13 protein-coding genes are annotated in these 15,428 nt (G+C 74.2%); 6 read left to right on the top strand and 7 right to left on the bottom strand.

Annotated features, from left to right (window positions below; all coding sequences use genetic code 11):
- Complete coding sequence (locus J2S41_RS00820; protein ID WP_310361704.1) at nt 1-432, top strand: ferritin-like domain-containing protein; 432 nt, start codon at nt 1-3, stop codon at nt 430-432.
- Nucleotides 433-1,025: 593 nt separating this feature from the next.
- Nucleotides 1,026-1,739 (top strand): nucleotidyltransferase domain-containing protein, encoded by a 714-nt coding sequence (locus tag J2S41_RS00815; protein ID WP_310361702.1) that lies wholly within the window; start codon nt 1,026-1,028, stop codon nt 1,737-1,739.
- Between the two features lie 57 nt (nt 1,740-1,796).
- Here J2S41_RS00815 and map read toward each other — a convergent pair whose 3' ends face one another.
- Nucleotides 1,797-2,654, bottom strand: coding sequence for a type I methionyl aminopeptidase (map, locus tag J2S41_RS00810; protein WP_310361700.1), 858 nt, complete (start codon nt 2,652-2,654; stop codon nt 1,797-1,799).
- A gap of 107 nt (nt 2,655-2,761) precedes the next feature.
- On the opposite strand from map, the gene J2S41_RS00805 reads away from it, so the two are divergent.
- Nucleotides 2,762-3,076, top strand: coding sequence for an STAS domain-containing protein (locus tag J2S41_RS00805; protein WP_310361697.1), 315 nt, complete (start codon nt 2,762-2,764; stop codon nt 3,074-3,076).
- A gap of 7 nt (nt 3,077-3,083) precedes the next feature.
- Here the strand turns inward: J2S41_RS00805 and J2S41_RS00800 are convergent, their stop codons facing one another.
- The 5 genes from J2S41_RS00800 to J2S41_RS00780 all read right to left on the bottom strand — a co-directional run bounded on the left by J2S41_RS00800 (nt 3,084) and on the right by J2S41_RS00780 (nt 11,201).
- Entirely contained in the window at nt 3,084-6,719 is a 3,636-nt protein-coding gene (locus J2S41_RS00800) for a SpoIIE family protein phosphatase (protein ID WP_310361696.1), read from the bottom strand.
- A gap of 72 nt (nt 6,720-6,791) precedes the next feature.
- Entirely contained in the window at nt 6,792-7,514 is a 723-nt protein-coding gene (locus J2S41_RS00795) for a gamma-glutamyl-gamma-aminobutyrate hydrolase family protein (RefSeq protein WP_310361693.1), read from the bottom strand.
- Between the two features lie 315 nt (nt 7,515-7,829).
- On the bottom strand, nt 7,830-8,291 hold the full coding sequence (locus tag J2S41_RS00790; RefSeq protein WP_310361690.1) for a hypothetical protein: 462 nt from the start codon (nt 8,289-8,291) through the stop codon (nt 7,830-7,832).
- A 281-nt stretch (nt 8,292-8,572) separates the two neighbouring features.
- Nucleotides 8,573-9,694 carry a peptidoglycan recognition protein family protein gene (locus J2S41_RS00785; RefSeq protein ID WP_310361687.1) on the bottom strand — a complete coding sequence of 374 codons (1,122 nt, stop codon included), beginning with the start codon at nt 9,692-9,694 and terminating at the stop codon, nt 8,573-8,575.
- 544 nt (nt 9,695-10,238) lie between these two features.
- The gene (locus J2S41_RS00780) at nt 10,239-11,201 is read right to left on the bottom strand and encodes a sulfotransferase family protein (RefSeq protein WP_310361685.1); all 963 of its coding nucleotides are present in this window, start codon (nt 11,199-11,201) and stop codon (nt 10,239-10,241) included.
- 194 nt (nt 11,202-11,395) lie between these two features.
- Between J2S41_RS00780 and J2S41_RS00775 the strand changes: the two genes are divergently transcribed.
- Nucleotides 11,396-11,911 (top strand): helix-turn-helix domain-containing protein, encoded by a 516-nt coding sequence (locus tag J2S41_RS00775; RefSeq protein ID WP_310361682.1) that lies wholly within the window; start codon nt 11,396-11,398, stop codon nt 11,909-11,911.
- Between the two features lie 13 nt (nt 11,912-11,924).
- The gene (locus tag J2S41_RS00770) at nt 11,925-13,406 is read left to right on the top strand and encodes a serine hydrolase domain-containing protein (RefSeq protein ID WP_310361680.1); all 1,482 of its coding nucleotides are present in this window, start codon (nt 11,925-11,927) and stop codon (nt 13,404-13,406) included.
- A gap of 8 nt (nt 13,407-13,414) precedes the next feature.
- Here J2S41_RS00770 and J2S41_RS00765 read toward each other — a convergent pair whose 3' ends face one another.
- The gene (locus J2S41_RS00765; RefSeq protein WP_310361678.1) at nt 13,415-14,458 is read right to left on the bottom strand and encodes a P1 family peptidase; all 1,044 of its coding nucleotides are present in this window, start codon (nt 14,456-14,458) and stop codon (nt 13,415-13,417) included.
- A gap of 78 nt (nt 14,459-14,536) precedes the next feature.
- On the opposite strand from J2S41_RS00765, the gene J2S41_RS00760 reads away from it, so the two are divergent.
- On the top strand, nt 14,537-15,418 hold the full coding sequence (locus J2S41_RS00760) for a GNAT family N-acetyltransferase (protein ID WP_310361676.1): 882 nt from the start codon (nt 14,537-14,539) through the stop codon (nt 15,416-15,418).
- Nucleotides 15,419-15,428 lie beyond the last annotated feature (10 nt).

Here is a 15,428-nt window from a genome sequence, read left to right as displayed (position 1 = left end):
ATGAGCCTCGCGCCCGAACTCGCGGCCGCGCTCGCGGCGGAGGAGGCCGTGATCTTCGCCTATGGGCCGATCGGCGTGCGTCTCACCGGGAACGCGCTGGTCACCCAGGCTCGCGATGCCGAGGCGGCGCACCGCGACCTGCGAGACGCCCTGCTCGCCCGCGTCGCCGAACTCGGCACCACCGCATCACCGCCGCCGGCCGGCTACGCGCTGCCGTACCCGGTCACGGACCAGGCGGCCGCGCTGAAGCTGGCCGTGGAGATCGAGGAGCGCGCGGCCGCGGTCTGGCGCGCGGCACTGCCGCCGACCACCGGCACGGACCGCGTCCTCGCGCTCAACGCGCTCACCGACTGCGCGATCCGGGCGACGCGGTGGCGGGTGTCCGCCGGCGTCACGCCGGCCACGGTCCCGTTCCCGGGACGCCAGAGCTGACAATCTTTGCTATTCCCGCTTCCGGCGGGGCCGGGTTTCGCATGCTCCCGCGGGCAAACCGCGCGGCGGCCTCCGACTCCGCTGGCGCTCCGCTCCGGACGCCGCGGCGGAGCCGGTTTCGCGGGCGGTGCCGAAAAGGCCGCGACTTTCACGGCCGGTCGCGCCGACCGGCGCCGATCGCCCCGCCTGACCGATTCCGACCGAACGCCGTGGCGGAGCCGGTTCCGCGGGCGGTGCCGAAAAGGCCGCGACTTTCACGGCCGGTGGCGCCGACCAGCGCCGATCGCCCCGCTGACCGATTGTGGAAGCGGTGACCGTGCCGTGTCCGGCGCGGTCACGCGATCCGGGAAAGGACTGTTCGGCCCCGCGACCGACAGCCTGCGAAACGCATTCGTCGGCGTCTCCGTTCTTCCGCTACGCGACATATCGGCGAGTCGCGCGAAGAAGGCGCATGACGCATTCCCTTCCCCACGACCGACATTTCCGAAATAAATGAACCGCTCACTTCATACCCACCCGGGGTCTTTGGAGGATTGTGCGCGGCCGGCGCCGAGGGCCTCGCCGAGCGGCCCGGCAGGACGAGGATTGGCCGGGTGGGCGGTGCGAATCCGTATCTGGTGAATCCGCGCTGGGCGGTCGCGGAGCGGATCGGCGCGGCGGTCCGGCGACGCTACCCGGCGGACGTGCTCAGCGTGGGCGTGCACGGCGGCCTGGCGCACGGCGACGACGCCGACTCCAGCGGCGTCGAGATGATCGTGGTCACCTACCGCGCGGGCGGTGGGCCGGGTGGCGTGAGCCGCCGGGTGGACGGCGTGCTGGTCCGGATGAGCGCGGCCGGCGCGGACGACTACCTGCACGAGGCGCGCACGCTGTCGCCACGGTGGCCGCTGATGGCGGACCGGTACGTGACCACCCGCCCGGTGCACGACCCGGACGGCTGGCTGCGGCGGCTCCGCGACGTGCACCTGAGCCGGCTGGCGCGGGCCCGGCCGGCGGAGTTCACCGGCCTGGCCCGGCAGGCGTGGGTGTCCGCGTCGATGGCGCACGCCCGCGCGGCGCGACTGGCCGAGTGGTACGAGACCGACGCCGCGCTGCTCCAGCTCGGCGAGGTCCGGCTGCACGCGGCGATGGTCACCGGCCTGCTGAGCCGCACCTACTTCCGGGACGGCGCCGACGCGGTGCGCAAGACCGGTTTCGCCGGCCTGGACATGTCCGACCTGGGCCGCGTCCTGCGCGAGCTGGCCACCGAGCTGGGCAGCCGTGGCCGCCCGGTGGACGCGACCCCGGAGACGCTGTTCGAGGGATGACCCAGGGCGTGTGTGGCGGATCTTCGCCGGCCTGCGGCGAGGTCCACCGAACCCACCCTAGGGCAGCGTGAGGATCTCGTAGCCGGTCTCGGTCACGACCAGCGTGTGCTCGAACTGCGCGGTCCACCGGCGGTCCTTGGTGACCACGGTCCACCGGTCGTCCCACATCTCGTACTCGTGGGTGCCCAGCGTGATCATCGGCTCGATGGTGAACGTCATGCCCGGCTCCATCACGATGTCCAGCGCGGGATTGTCGTAGTGCGGGATGTAGAGCCCGCTGTGGAACGTCTCGCCGATGCCGTGACCGGTGAAGTCGCGCACCACGCCGTACCCGAAACGCCGCGCGTACGACTCGATGACCCGGCCGATCGCGTTGATCTGCCGGCCCGGGGCGACCGCCCGGATGCCGCGCATCATCGCCTCGTGGGTGCGCTCGACCAGCAGCCGCGCCTCCTCGGACACGTCGCCGACGCAGAACGTCGCGTCCGTGTCGCCGTGCACTCCGCCGATGTACGCCGTGACGTCGACGTTGATGATGTCGCCGTCCTCCAGCACCGTGCTGTCCGGGATGCCGTGGCAGATGACCTCGTTGAGCGAGGTGCAGCACGACTTCGGGAAGCCCTTGTAGCCGAGCGTGGACGGGTACGCCCCGTGGTCGATCAGGAACTCGTGCACCACCCGGTCGATCTCGTCCGTGGTGACGCCGGGCTTGCAGTGCTCGCCGGCGAGCTGCGTGGCCTGGGCGGCGAGCCGGCCGGCGACGCGCATCTTCTCGATGGTCTCCGGAGTCTGCACGTGCGACCCGGTCCATTGCCGCGGGCGCTCCTTGCCGACGTACTCCGGGCGGGGGATCTGCGCGGGCACCTGCCGCCACGGCGTGACGGTGCCCGGGGTGAGCGGCGCGCGTACGGTCATGCCGAAAGCCTATCGCCGAGGCCCGCTCGGCGCGGAAAGCTGTGCGTTCACTGGATGGAGTGGGAGGTTGTTGCTCCGCCCGGCGGCGCTGTGAAATCGTAGCTGGCGTGGATCAACAGGGCTCCGAGCCGATGTTCTCCGCCGTCAGCGAGGTCGACGGAGACAAGCTCAGCGTCCGCGTGTCCGGCGAGGTCGACATGGCCACGGCCGACCGGCTCTACGCGACCGCGACCGGGCCGAAGGCCACGTTCCTCACGCTCGACCTGCGCCCGGTCTCGTTCTTCGACTCGGCCGCGATCCACGCGCTGGTCCGCATCGCGGAGCACTACGCCGGCCGGCTCTCCGTGCTGCCGTCCCGCCAGGTCCGCCGCGTGCTGGAGATCTCCGGCCTGGGCGATCAGCCCTGGCTGACGCCCGCCTGACCGGGCCTCACGAGCCGCCGAGGGTTCGCCGCAGCGTCAGCGCGGTCCCCGCGTCCGACCGCTCCACGGTCAGCGTCGCCAGCGCGCGGATCAGCGCCAGCCCCCGCCCGCGGAACCCGGACCCGCCCTGCGGCCGCCAGCGGCCGGTGTCCCGGACCGTCGCCGCCACCGCGGCCGGCCCGCCGTTCGCGTCCGCCTCGACGAGCACGGTCACGTCGATCACCGGCTCGCGCGGCGCGACCGGGTGTTCGATCGCGTTCGCGGCCGCCTCGGACACGGCCACGGTCAGGTCGAAGACCTCGTTCTCCGGTACGCCGTGCGCGGTCAGGAACTCCTCCAGCCGCCGCCGGAGGACGGACAGCCGGTTCGGGTCGGCCGGCAGCCGCAGCTCCAGCCGGTCCGGCTCGGTCGCCTCCAGCGCGAGCAGCGCGATGTCGTCGTGCCGGGGCTGGTCGGCCACCCGGCGCAGCATCAGGTCGATGAGGTCCTCCACGTGGTCGGCGGGGCGGGCGGCGTCCGCCAGCAGCGCTTCCAGCCCGGTGTCGATGCCCTGCCGGCGGTCCTCGACCAGGCCGTCCGTGTAGAGCAGCAGGCGGGCGCCGACCGTGAGCCGGTCGGTGCCGGTGCGGTACGAGGCCTGCGGCAGCGCTCCGATCGGCGGCCCGAGCGCGTTGCCGTAGAGGAACGCGACCGACCGGTCCGGTGAGATCCGCACCGGTGACGGGTGTCCGGCGCTGGCGAACCACAGGTCGCGCCGGGACGGGTCGTACCGGACGCAGACCACGGTGGCGAACTGCCGGCGCCCGAGGTTGTCGACCAGCCGGTTGAGCCGGGTCAGCGCCTCGCCCGGGTCGAAGCCCTCCAGCAGGTACGCCCGGAGCGCGTTGCGCAGCTGTCCCATGGCCGCGGCCGCGTGCACGCCCTTGCCGACCACGTCGCCGATGACCAGGTCGAGGTGGCCGGACGGGTCGACGATCACGTCGTACCAGTCGCCGCCGACCTCGGCCTCCGCGCTGCCGGACAGGTACCGGCTGGCGATCATCGCGCCCGGAACCCGGGGCAGCGACCGGGGCAGCAGGCTGTGCTGGAGCGTGGTGGCGATCCGGTGCTCGGCCTCGTACAGCCGCGCGTTCTCCAGCCGGATGCCGACCAGCCGGCCGAGCTGGGCGAGCACGGCCTCGTCGAACGGCGTCGGGTCGTGGCCGTCGCGCCAGACGGAGAGCTCGCCGAGCGGGTCGCCGGTCGCGCCGGCCAGCGGCACCACCGCGGACGGCCGCTCCTCGGTGTGCTCGACGCGCCGCGTCTCGAAGCTGGCGCCGCGCACGCTCGCCACCACCCGGCCCGCGTTGACCATGCTCAGCGCGTGCGTGGCCGCGGCCTCGATCACGGCCGCGGTGGACCGGGCCGCGTTGAGGTCCGCGGCCGCGTCGACCAGCGCGCGCAGCCGGTTGGTGATCCGGCCGCGGAGCTGTCCGAGTTCCAGGTTCGCGCGGACCCGGGCGATCAGGTCGCGCGCGGAGAACGGCTTGACCAGGTAGTCGTCCGCGCCCGCGGCGAGGCCCTCGACGGACGCCTCCTCGCCGGCCCGGGCGGACAGGATGACCACCGGTACGCTGCTGGTACGCGGGTCCCGGCGCAGCGCCCCGACCAGCGCGAAGCCGTCCATCCGGGGCATCATCACGTCGGTCAGCACCAGGTCGAACGAGGCGCCGAGCGCGGCGTCCAGCGCGGCCTGCCCGTCCGGGACCGCCACCACGTCCCAGTGCGGGCGCAGCAGTCGGGTCACGTGGTCGCGCAGGTCACCGTTGTCGTCCGCGAGCAGGATGCGTCCCCGGCCGGGCCGCCGGGCCGGGATCACGGGCTCGGCCGGCTCCTCGGCCAGCCACTGCCGCGTCTCCTCCAGGTACTGCCGTCCGTCGACGTCCTCGGCCAGCGGCACGGCCGCGATCAGCCGGTCCGGCGGCAGGTGCGCGCTGCCGAACGGCACGGTCAGCGTGAACGTGCTGCCCTCGCCCGGCGTGCTGGTCACCCGGACGGTGCCGCCGTGCTGCTCGATCAGCTCGCGGACCAGTGCCAGGCCGATGCCGGTGCCCTCGTGGCTGCGCGACCGGACGCCGGCGACCCGGTGGAACCGCTCGAACAGCAGCGGGATCTCCTCCGCCGCGATGCCGATGCCGGTGTCCGCCACCTCGACCACCGCGACCGGGCCGGCGGCCCGCACCCGGACCGTGACGCTGCCGGCGAACGTGAACTTCACCGCGTTCGACAGCAGGTTCAGGATGATCTTCTCCCACATCTCCCGGTCGACGTGGACCGGTGCGGGCAGCGACGGGCAGTCCACCACCAGCCGCAGCCCGGCCCGGTCCGTCGCGGACCGGAACGTGCTGGCCAGCCGCGCGGTGTAGTCGGCCAGGTCGGTGGGCTGATAGGCGGCACGCAGCCGGCCGGCCGAGATCCGGGAGAAGTCGAGCACCGTGTTGACCAGCTTGAGCAGCCGGAATCCGTTGCGCTGCATGACCTCCAGCCGGTCCCGCTGCTCACCGGCGAGGCCGGGCGCGGCGAGCGCGTCCTCCAGCGGCCCCAGGATCAGCGTCAGCGGCGTGCGCAGCTCGTGGCTGACGTTGGAGAAGAAGCTGGTCTTGGCCTCGTCCAAGGCGGTGAGCGCGGCCGCCTGCGCGCGCTCGTGCTCGTAGGCGCGCAGGTTCGCCACCGCGTTGCCGACCTGCGCCGCGATCAGGCGGAAGAAGCCGAGATAGGCGTCGTCCCGGGCGAGATGCCGGCTCAGGCCCACCACCAGCACCCCCACGGTCTGGTGCCCGGCGGTCAGCGGCAGCGCGAGCGCCTCGCCGGCCGCGGCGTCAGGGGCCTTGAGCAACACCTCCGCGGTACGCGGGAACGCCTCCCCTCCGTCCGCCGCCGGCACCGGGACGCCGGGCAGCACGTCCGCGTCCGCGGCGCCGCCCACCGCGCGGATCGGCGGCTCGCCGGCCTCGGCCGGTTCCAGGTGGACCAGCGAGAACGGCACGTCCGCCGCGAACTCCTCGAGCACCCGCACCACCTCCGCGGCGAGCGCGGGCTGGCTCGCGGTCTCACCGAGCCGGGAGCCGAGCGCACTCAGCGCCGTGACCCGCCGCTCGCTCAGCACCCGCGCGGTGGTGTCGGTCACGATGCAGTAGACGCCGCCGACCGTGCCGTCCGGCAGGCGCAGCGGGTCGTACGAGATGTCGAAGTACGTCTCCTCCAGGTAGCCGTGCCGCTCCAGCATGAAGCGGTGGTCCGGCGCCCAGTAGGACTCGCCGCTCGCGACCACGCCGTCGAACAGCCCGCCGATCACGTCCCAGGCCTCGCTCCACATCTCGCGGCCGGGCCGGGCCAGGAAGGCCGGGTGCTTGTCGCCCATCGCCGGCACGTACGCGTCGTTGTAGAGCGCCACGTAGTCCGGGCCCCAGAAGATGATGATCTGCGCGCGCGAGGCCAGCATCATCGCGACCGCGGCGCGCAGCACCGCCGGCCACCGCGCGGGCGGGCCGAGCGGCGTCGCGGCCCAGTCGAGGTCGCGCAGGCGGGCGCCCATCTCCCCGCCGGCCGCGAAGGCCAGCGCCAATTCTGCGGGGAGGTCGCCATCATCCGAGGCGGAGCCCATGAAGCATCCTCCCGACGCGTCCCGGCGATCCGGCCCGCCCTATACCCGCTCAGCGCCGGGACGTAACACGGCTCACGCGGCCATGCGCGCCCGGGTGACGACGGCACGGCCGCGTGCGGCCTCGACCAGCGCGGCGAACGGGCGCAGGTCGTCGGTGCGCTCCGGGTGCCACTGCACGCCGAGCACGAATCCGGCGTCCGGGTCCTCCACCGCCTCGATCAGCCCGTCGTCCGCCCAGCCGCTGGCGACCAGCCGGCCCGGGTCCTGCACCGCCTGGTGGTGGTACGAGTTGACCGGCGCCTCCGGGCCGAGGATGGCGTGCGCGCGGGAGCCGGGCGCGAGCCGTACCCCGTGGTATCCGTCCTCGTCGTCGCCGGGCATGTGCCCGGTGTGCCCGACCACGTCCGGCACGTGCTGGTGCAGCCGGCCACCGGAGGCGACGGTGAGCAGCTGCATGCCGCGGCACACGCCGAGCACCGGCAGATGCGGGTTGGCCAGCGCGGCGCGCATCAGCAGCATCTCCGCCTCGTCGCGCTCCGGCACGCTGACCGTGAGCGGGTGCGGCTCCGCGCCGTAGTAGGCCGGGCCCACGTCCGAGCCGCCGGTGAACACGATGCCGTCCAGGCCGGCCAGCACGTCCTCACCCGGGTCGTCCGTGGTGATCAGCACGGCCCGCCCGCCGGTCGCGTGCACCGCGCGCACATAGGTCAGCGGCAGCACCGCCGCCGGAACGTCCACCGTGCCGAAGCGGGTGTCCTGCGCGTACGTGGTGAGCCCGATCAGCGGTCGAGTCATGCGTCCTCCCCTGGTCCCTCTTCATTGCGTGTGATCGGCGATGCGCGGGCCGTCCCGCGCGCCGCCACGGTTGCGATCGCGTTAGGCCTTCGCCGCCGGGGTGACCAACGCGGCGAGCGGCTCGAGGTCACCGCTCCCTCCGGGTGGCACCGCACGCCCGCGGCCTCGGTCACCATCCGCCCGTAGGCGTGCGGGAGCAGGTCGGCGGCACGTCCGCCGGCGGCCCGACGACGCCGGCTCCCGATATGACGTGCCGCCAATGATCGGTCGCATCGTGCCACCGTATGCGGACCGCGGGCATCCCACGCCCGAGGGTCAGCCGCGATCCCAGGATGCGCGATGCGGCAGCGCCTCGTGCCGCGCGGCGAGCGCGGTCAGCGCGCCGGCGAGCGCGGCGCGGGCCTCGTCCAGGCCGGCCTCCGCGTCCGCCTTCCGGTACGCCTCGATCCGCTCCCGCACCGACATGCCGATCGCGGTGGTGATCGCGCGCCGGTCGGCCGCGGACGCCTCCTGCCGCCGGGCCAGTTCCCGCCACGCCTCGTGCACCGCGGACCAGCCCGCGTCCACGTCCGCGCTCATCCGGCCCAGTTCGCCGGCGCCCGCCTCGGTCAGCCCGTCGCCGGTGGCCCACGCGGTGAACCGGCTGCTGACGATCAGCACGCGGCCGGCCGCCTCACAGACGGCCGGGTCGGCCAGGCCGCTGCTCAGTACCTCACCCAGCAGCCGTGGTCCGCCGGTCGGCGCGGGTGTGCCGACACCCAGGTCGGGAAGTCTCATGGTCGGAGAGCCTAGACAGACGCCGGCACCACGGCGGAGGTGCCGTGGTGCCCGGCGTTCCCTCGGCCCGCACCCACCGGCGCAGCCTCATGGCGGTACGTCAGCGGGGCGTGTAGCCCTCTTCTGTCCCGCCCCGGCCGGTGCGTGCGCCGCCCGGCGACGAGTTGTTGCATAGGACACTGCCCGGCGTGGGAGATTCCGAAACCAGGAACTTCCCACTCCGGTACGAACGACGCGGCCCGAGCCCCCATCGGGACCCGGGCCGTCGTGCCGCCGAACGGTCAGCTCAGCTCGGCCGCGACCTCCTGGCGCAGCGCCGCGAGCGTCGGGTGGAACGCGTTGCCCGGGCACTCGGTCGCCCCGGCACCGATCGCCTGCCAGTCCCGGTGGCCGAGGATCGTGTTGACCCGGCCACCGGCGCCGGAGACCGGGTTGACGTAGTTGACCTGGGCCAGCGGGTCCAGGTTGACCAGGCCCGCGATGCCGGCCAGCACCCGGACCAGCGACTCGCGGGCGGCCGCGGTCGGCTGCCGGTTGGTGAACCGGCCGAGCAGCGAGACGCCCACGTTGCCGGCGTTGAACCCGCCCACGTGCGCACCGTTGACCGCCTTCGGCCGGCCGTCCGCGTTGGCGGTGCCGCCATAGACCGGCACGCCGTCCGTACCGGACCAGCGGCCCTCGTAGACCGCGCCGGCCTCGTCGATCAGCAGGTGGTAGCCGAGGTCGCCGAAGTCGTCCGCGATCGTGTCGTCGTAGTAGATGGCCCGGACGGTCGCGGCCGGGTCGGGGTCGTCGTTGTGCGCGTCCACGCCGGTGTGGTGCACGGTCAGCGTCTGCACCGGGAAGAACTCGGCCGGCCACTTCTGCGTGCCGTCCGGGTTGAGCCGCAGTGACTCGTCCGCGCCCCACGCCTGCCGGGGCAGGTAGCGGTTGAGCGCCAGGGCCTGGGTGCCGCGCAGCGGCAGCGCGTTCTTCGCCACCGCCGCCACCATGCCGGCCGGGCCGTCGATGGTGTTGATCTCACGCACCACGGCCGGGCTGCCGTCCGTGGTCTGCACCTCGTAGCCGGTGACGCCGTGCGCCAGCACCAGCGACCGGTTGCCGGACGCCGCCAGGCCGTCCCGGCCGCCCTGGCAGCAGGCCAGCTCGAGCCACTCGCCCCAGCCGCTGCCGTCGCGCAGCCGCACCGCGGCGCCGGCCGCCGCCGTCACCGAGAGGTGCGTCAGCGTGAACTCCGCGACGTCGTTCCGCTCCCGGCTCGCCACCCGCCCGCGCTGGTGCGCGAGCGTGCGCGGGATGCGGCGCTGCTCGGCCCCCGCGTAGGCCACACCGCCCGCCGCCGCCGCGACGGCTCCCGCGCCCACCACCGTCGCACCGGTGAGCAGTGTCCGTCGAGAAACCACGTGTGGACCTCCTGGAAGTTTCGGGCCTCACGCTCCGGGAAGTCCGGCGCGCGACACCAGGCCCGGCCAACATCGATCCAAGCCTTACCCCGAAAAGGTGTTCACAACATCCCTCCGGGCGCTCAAAAAGTGCTCATCGATGTCCACCGTGGAGTTGCCGGCCGGCCCGAAATGCGTTGCGGCCAGCCCGTTCCCGCCGCATCCTGACTGGTGTGACCAGGGGGCCTTCGGCCGGCCCCCGGGCCCGGGGCCCGCTCGCTTCGCCCCGGCGCTTCCAGCGGCGCGGGGCCGCGGTCGGTCACCTCTCTCGCCGCACCGGTCCCGCGCCGCCGTCCGGCTCCGACGCGGACACCAAGAAACCCCCAGGCCTGCGCCTGGGGGTTTCTTATATGCACGGCGGTCTCGGGGCTCACCCCGTCCCTGCCGTGTGCCGCAGTTGGTTCCGGTGCCTTCGTTCCTCTCGGAACCATCGCCCTTGTCTCCCTCTGCTGCTCTCGACGGTACGCCGCCCCGCCGCAGCCGGGCGGCGAAACCGGGGAAAACGTCAGCGCGGCGGGATGAGCTGGGCGGGGAGCTGGGTGTCGGGGCGGACGCGGTGGTACGCGTTGGCGGCGTGCCGGCGGACGGCGCCGAGGCGGTGGCGGGCCGCGACCGTGGCGTAGCGCACGCGCTGGGCCGGCGGGGCGGTGCCGATGCCGGAGAGCGCGTAGCCCTGGGCGGCGAGGCGGTCGCCGAGCGCGTCCTCGCAGAGCGCGATCTGCCAGGGCCGGAGGCGGTCCCGCCAGGTGCCGACGCGGTCGTCGCCCACCTCCGCGTGCGTGCGGACGTGCCATTTCTTGCGCTCGGGTACGGCCACGGACGCGACCCGGTCCGGGCGGGTCATGGCCGGGTCGAAGTCCTCGCCGAGGAACGCGCAGAGGCGGCGCAGCTCGCCCTCCGGGTTCTGGACCAGGCTCTCGTACCGGAGCGGGAAGTAGGAGTCGGGGGCGAGCATCCGCTCGGCGCGACGGGCGCCGTCGACCGCGCGGGCCCAGGCCGAGATCGCGCGGTGGATGCCGTCCCGGTGCCACGGCATCTCCAGCAGCGACGCCACGCAGTCGCGGCCGTCCCGGGTGATCGTGATGATCTGCGCGTCCGGGAAGAGCCGGAGCACGATGTCCACGTTGTGGATGTAGGACGGCCGCTTGTCGCCCCAGCGCGGCTTGCCGAACCGCCGGGCGTACGCGCGGAAGACCGTGCCCATCGCGGAGCCGAGCGTGGGCGGGCCGGCCACGATCTGCGCGGTCACCTCGTCCGCGTCCAGCCCGAGGTCGGCGACCTGGGTCTCCTCGTCGTGGAGGATCCACTCGGCGAGCGCGCGGCGGTTGTCCGGCCTGCGCAGGTCACCGAAGCGGTGGCGGCGGGCGTACCCGGACAGCACGAACCGGGTCTCGGGCGGGATCGCGATCCGCGGGTGCGCGTGCAGCATGAGCTGCAACATCGTGGTACCGGACCGCGGACATCCCATGACGAAGATCGGCCGGCTACTCATCACGCCCGGTAAAACGACGCTTTATCGGCCGAGATACTCAAATTTCGGTCGGGCGGCCCGGGACGCGCGGTGTCCGCGATCGAGAGGGACCAGTCGGTCCACGACCTCCCCGCCGGATTCCATGCCGCCCCGAGGGTTGCACGATGACGTTTTTACGTAACAATGGAATTATGGAGGAGTTGGAGATCGCCGAGCGCCTCGCGCGGATCGAGGCCCGGCTGTCCGCGATCGAGGGCGACCGGCCGGCCTCCGCCGGCGCGCCGCCGGCCGTACCACGTGACCAGGACGACCGGTTCTTCGCGCTGAACGGCGTCAAGCAGTCCGTCGGCGACGGCGTCGTCTACGCCGGGCACGTCGAGCTGCCGACCGGCGCGGTGTGGGACTGGCAGTGGGGCCCGGTGCCCACCCCCGCGGTGCTGGACGCGGACTGGTCCGCGGCCGTGGGCGCGCTCAGCGCGCTCGCCCACCCGGTGCGGCTGCGGCTGCTGCGCGAGGTGCTGCTCGGCACGCGCGGCGCGACCGAGCTCGGCGCGCTGGACGGGCTGGGCACCACCGGGCAGCTCTACCACCACCTGAAGCAGCTGGCCGGCGCCGGCTGGCTGCGATCACCGTCCCGCGGCGTCTACGAGGTGCCGGGCGACCGCGTCGTGCCGCTGCTGGTCATCCTGACCGCGGCCATCCGCTGAGAGGAGATCCATCGTGAGTGCCCGACCGCAGATCGTCGCCGCGGTCGTCGTGGCGGTCCTCGCCGTCGCGGCCGCCCTGGTCGCCGGTCCACGCCCACCGTCGCTCGGCCCGGAGCGGAGCGGCGACGCCGCGCTCGCCCAGCGGGTGCGCGACGCCGTGGAAGACCCCGACGGCTACCGCGGGCTCTCCGTGGCGTACGTGGAGAGCGGTGCCGTGCGGTACGCCGGGCTCGGCGACGACCGCATCACGCCGGACACCGCGTTCGAGATCGGCTCCGTGACCAAGGCGCTGACCGGCATGCTCCTCGCCGACCTGGAGACCGGCGGCGTGCTCCGCGCGCAGGACACGCTCGGCGCGCTGCTGCCCGGCACCGCCGGCCCGGCCGCGTCGATCACGGCGGAGGAACTGGCGAGCCACCGCGCCGGCCTGCCCCGGCTGCCACCGCTGAACCCGGTCTCGCTCTTCCTGCGCCAGGCCCGGGCCGCGGACCCGTACGCGGGGATCGGCCCGGACGACGTCGCACGTGAGATCGGCGAGACCGGGGAACTGGACGGGCGCGGCGAGGTGCACTACTCCAACTACGGCGCGTCCGTGCTCGGGCTGGCGCTCGCGACGCGCGCCGGCACGCCGTACCCGCGGCTGCTCACCGACCGGATCCTGACACCGCTCGGCATGGGCGACACCGTGTTCACGCTGGACGGCGCCGCGCCGCCGCCGGGCGCGGCCGAGGGCGCCACGCCGTCCGGGCGGCCGGCCGCGCCGTGGACCGCGTCCGGCACCGCACCGGCCGGCGTCGGCGCCTGGTCCACCGCGGCGGACCTCGGCCGGCTGCTCACCGCGCTGCTCGCCGGCACCGCGCCGGGCCAGGCCGCGACCGCGGACCGGTTCGACGCCGACCCGGGCCAGCGGATCGGCTACGGGTGGTTCACCCGCACCGCGGACGATCGCCGGATCGTCTGGCACAACGGCGGCACCGGCGGGTTCAGCGCGTTCGTGGCGTTCGAGCCGGCCACCGGCCGGGGCGTGGCCGTGCTCGGCGACACCGCTCGCAGCGTGGACCCGATCGGGCTGCGGCTGCTCGGCGCGGACCCGCCGGCCGACTCCCGCTCGCTGCCGGAGTGGGCGGTCACCGTGGTCACCGGGTTCCTGCTGCTCGCCGGCGCGTCGCTGTTCACCACCGCGATCGGGCCGGTACGAATCCGCGGCCGCCGCGTGTGGGGCTCCGCACCGGACCGGCTGCAGATCGTGGAGGCCGCGCTGATCTCGGCCGGCTGCCTTACCGTGGCCCGCGTGACCGGCGACTGGCTGGTCGTCCAGCCGTGGCTGTGGGCGGTCGCCTGCGGGCTCTCCGCGGCCGGCGCGGTCCACGCCGTGACGTCCTGGCGCGGGCTGCCACTGGTGACCGCGGGCGGCACCGCGGCGTCCCGCTGGACCAGCCTGACCGTCTCCGCGGCGATGGCCGTCGCGCTGACCGGCCTTTTCCTGCTCCCCTGAGGCGCCGGTCAGACCCCGGGCGCGAGCCGGCCGGCCGCGGACAGGCGCCGCATCACCGCGCGATGCGGCACCGCGTGGCTGGTCCGCCCGCCCGCGCCGATCGTGGTCACGGCCATGAACAGCGAGTTCAGCATCGCCTCCTCCACCGCGTCCAGCACCGCCGCGAACACCGGGTCCAAGTCGCCGTCGCCGGCCACCGGCTGCCCGGGATACGCGGTGCTGAACGCGATCGCGTAGTCCCCGCTGCCGCTGGTGAACGCGGCGCCGACCCGGCCCAGCGCGAAGATCGCGCGCCGGGCGAGCCGGCCGAGCTGCCGCGCGTCCACCGGCACGTCCGTGGCCACCACGATCATGCAGGAGTTCCCCGGCGGCGTGCCGCGCGGCGCGTCCGGGATCAGCTCCTCCACCGGCAGCGGCACGCCGAGCGCGGTGAGCACGCCGCCGACGTTCGACTGCACCAGCGCGCCCACCGTGCCGGGACGGCCCGCGACCCGGACGGCCCGCGACGACGTACCGATGCCGCCCTTGAAGCCCAGCGCGGTGGTGCCGGTGCCGGCGCCCACGCACCCCTCGGCCGGCGGCGCCGCCGACGCGCCGCGCAGCGCGGCCAGCACGTGCTCCTCGGTGATCGGCCGCCGGCGGATGTCCGACAGGTGGCCGTCGTTCACCTCGCCGACCAGCGGGTTGAACGACAGACCGTCCGGTCGGCGGTCCATCAGGTACGTGAGCAGCGCGTCCGCGGCCCGGAAGACGGACAGCGTGGCGGTCAGCACGATCGGCGACTCCAGCACGCCGAGCTCGTCCACCTGGGTGGAGCCGACCAGCTTGCCGTGGCCGTTGCCGGTGAACACCGCGGCCGGCAGCGTCCACCGCCCGGGCCCGAGCCCGACCGGCACGACCGCGGTCACGCCGGTCCGCAGCGTCGCGCCGTCGTCGACCGTGGTGTGTCCGACCAGGACGCCGCCGACGTCCGTGATCGCGTTGTGCGCGCCGGTGGGCAGCGTCCCGACGACCACGCCGAGATCCCGGGCGCGACGGCTCGGCTGATTCACGAGTCCTCCTGCCGCTGGACGGAATCCGGACAGCTAAACACAGTGGCCCGCCGCGCGGGTGCCTGCGAAGATCCGCGGATGGCGGTGGAGCGGCACGAGCTGAACGGCCCGGAGGACGTCGACGCGCTGCTGGAGTTCACGCGACGCACCTGGACCGCGCTCTCCCGCTGGCACGTCGGCGACCTCGCGTGGACGTTCGGGCAGTTCAACGGCGCGGTGCCGGGCACGCGCACGTCGATGTGGCGGGAGGGCGGGCGCACGCTGGCCGCGATCACGGCGTACGGTGCGGAGCGGCAGGACGGCGCCACGCTGACGTTCCACGCGGACCAGGCCCGGCCGGATGCCGCCGACACGGCGCTGTCCTGGGCGAAGACGACGTACCCGCACCTGTCCGTGGACATCCTGGAGACCGAGCACCACCTGGCCGCCGCGCTGGTCCGCGCCGGGCTGCGCACCGACCCGGACGACGACGGCCCGTTCTTCCTGGCGCACCGGGTCACGCTGGACGAGGCGCCGGCGCCGCGCACGCCGGCCGGTTACACGGTGCGGCCGCTGCACGGACCGGGCGAGATCCCGCGGCGGGCCGCGCTGCACCGCGCGGTCTGGCACCCGTCCTCCGTCACGGACGAGCGGTACCGCACGATGGCCTCGCGTCCGCCGTACCGGCCGGAATTCGACACGGTCGTCGAGGACGCGGACGGCCGGCTGGTCGCGTACTGCCTGGGCTGGTACGACGAGGACAACCGGGCCGGGCTGCTGGAGCCGATCGGCACGCTGCCCGGGCACCGCCGCCGTGGCCTGGCCCGCGCCGCGATATCGGCCACGCTGCACGCGTTCGGCAAGGCGGGTGGCGACACCGCGATCGTCTACGCGCGCGGCGACAACGCCTATCCGATCCCGCGCATGGTCTACCCAACGGCCGGTTTCACCGCTTTCGCCCGAACTCGCGTCTATCGCTAGAGGCGGCCGG

The sequence above is a fragment of the Catenuloplanes atrovinosus genome (genome assembly GCF_031458235.1).
Lineage (GTDB): Bacteria > Actinomycetota > Actinomycetes > Mycobacteriales > Micromonosporaceae > Catenuloplanes > Catenuloplanes atrovinosus.
This window is presented reverse-complemented; position numbering and strand designations above follow the sequence as displayed.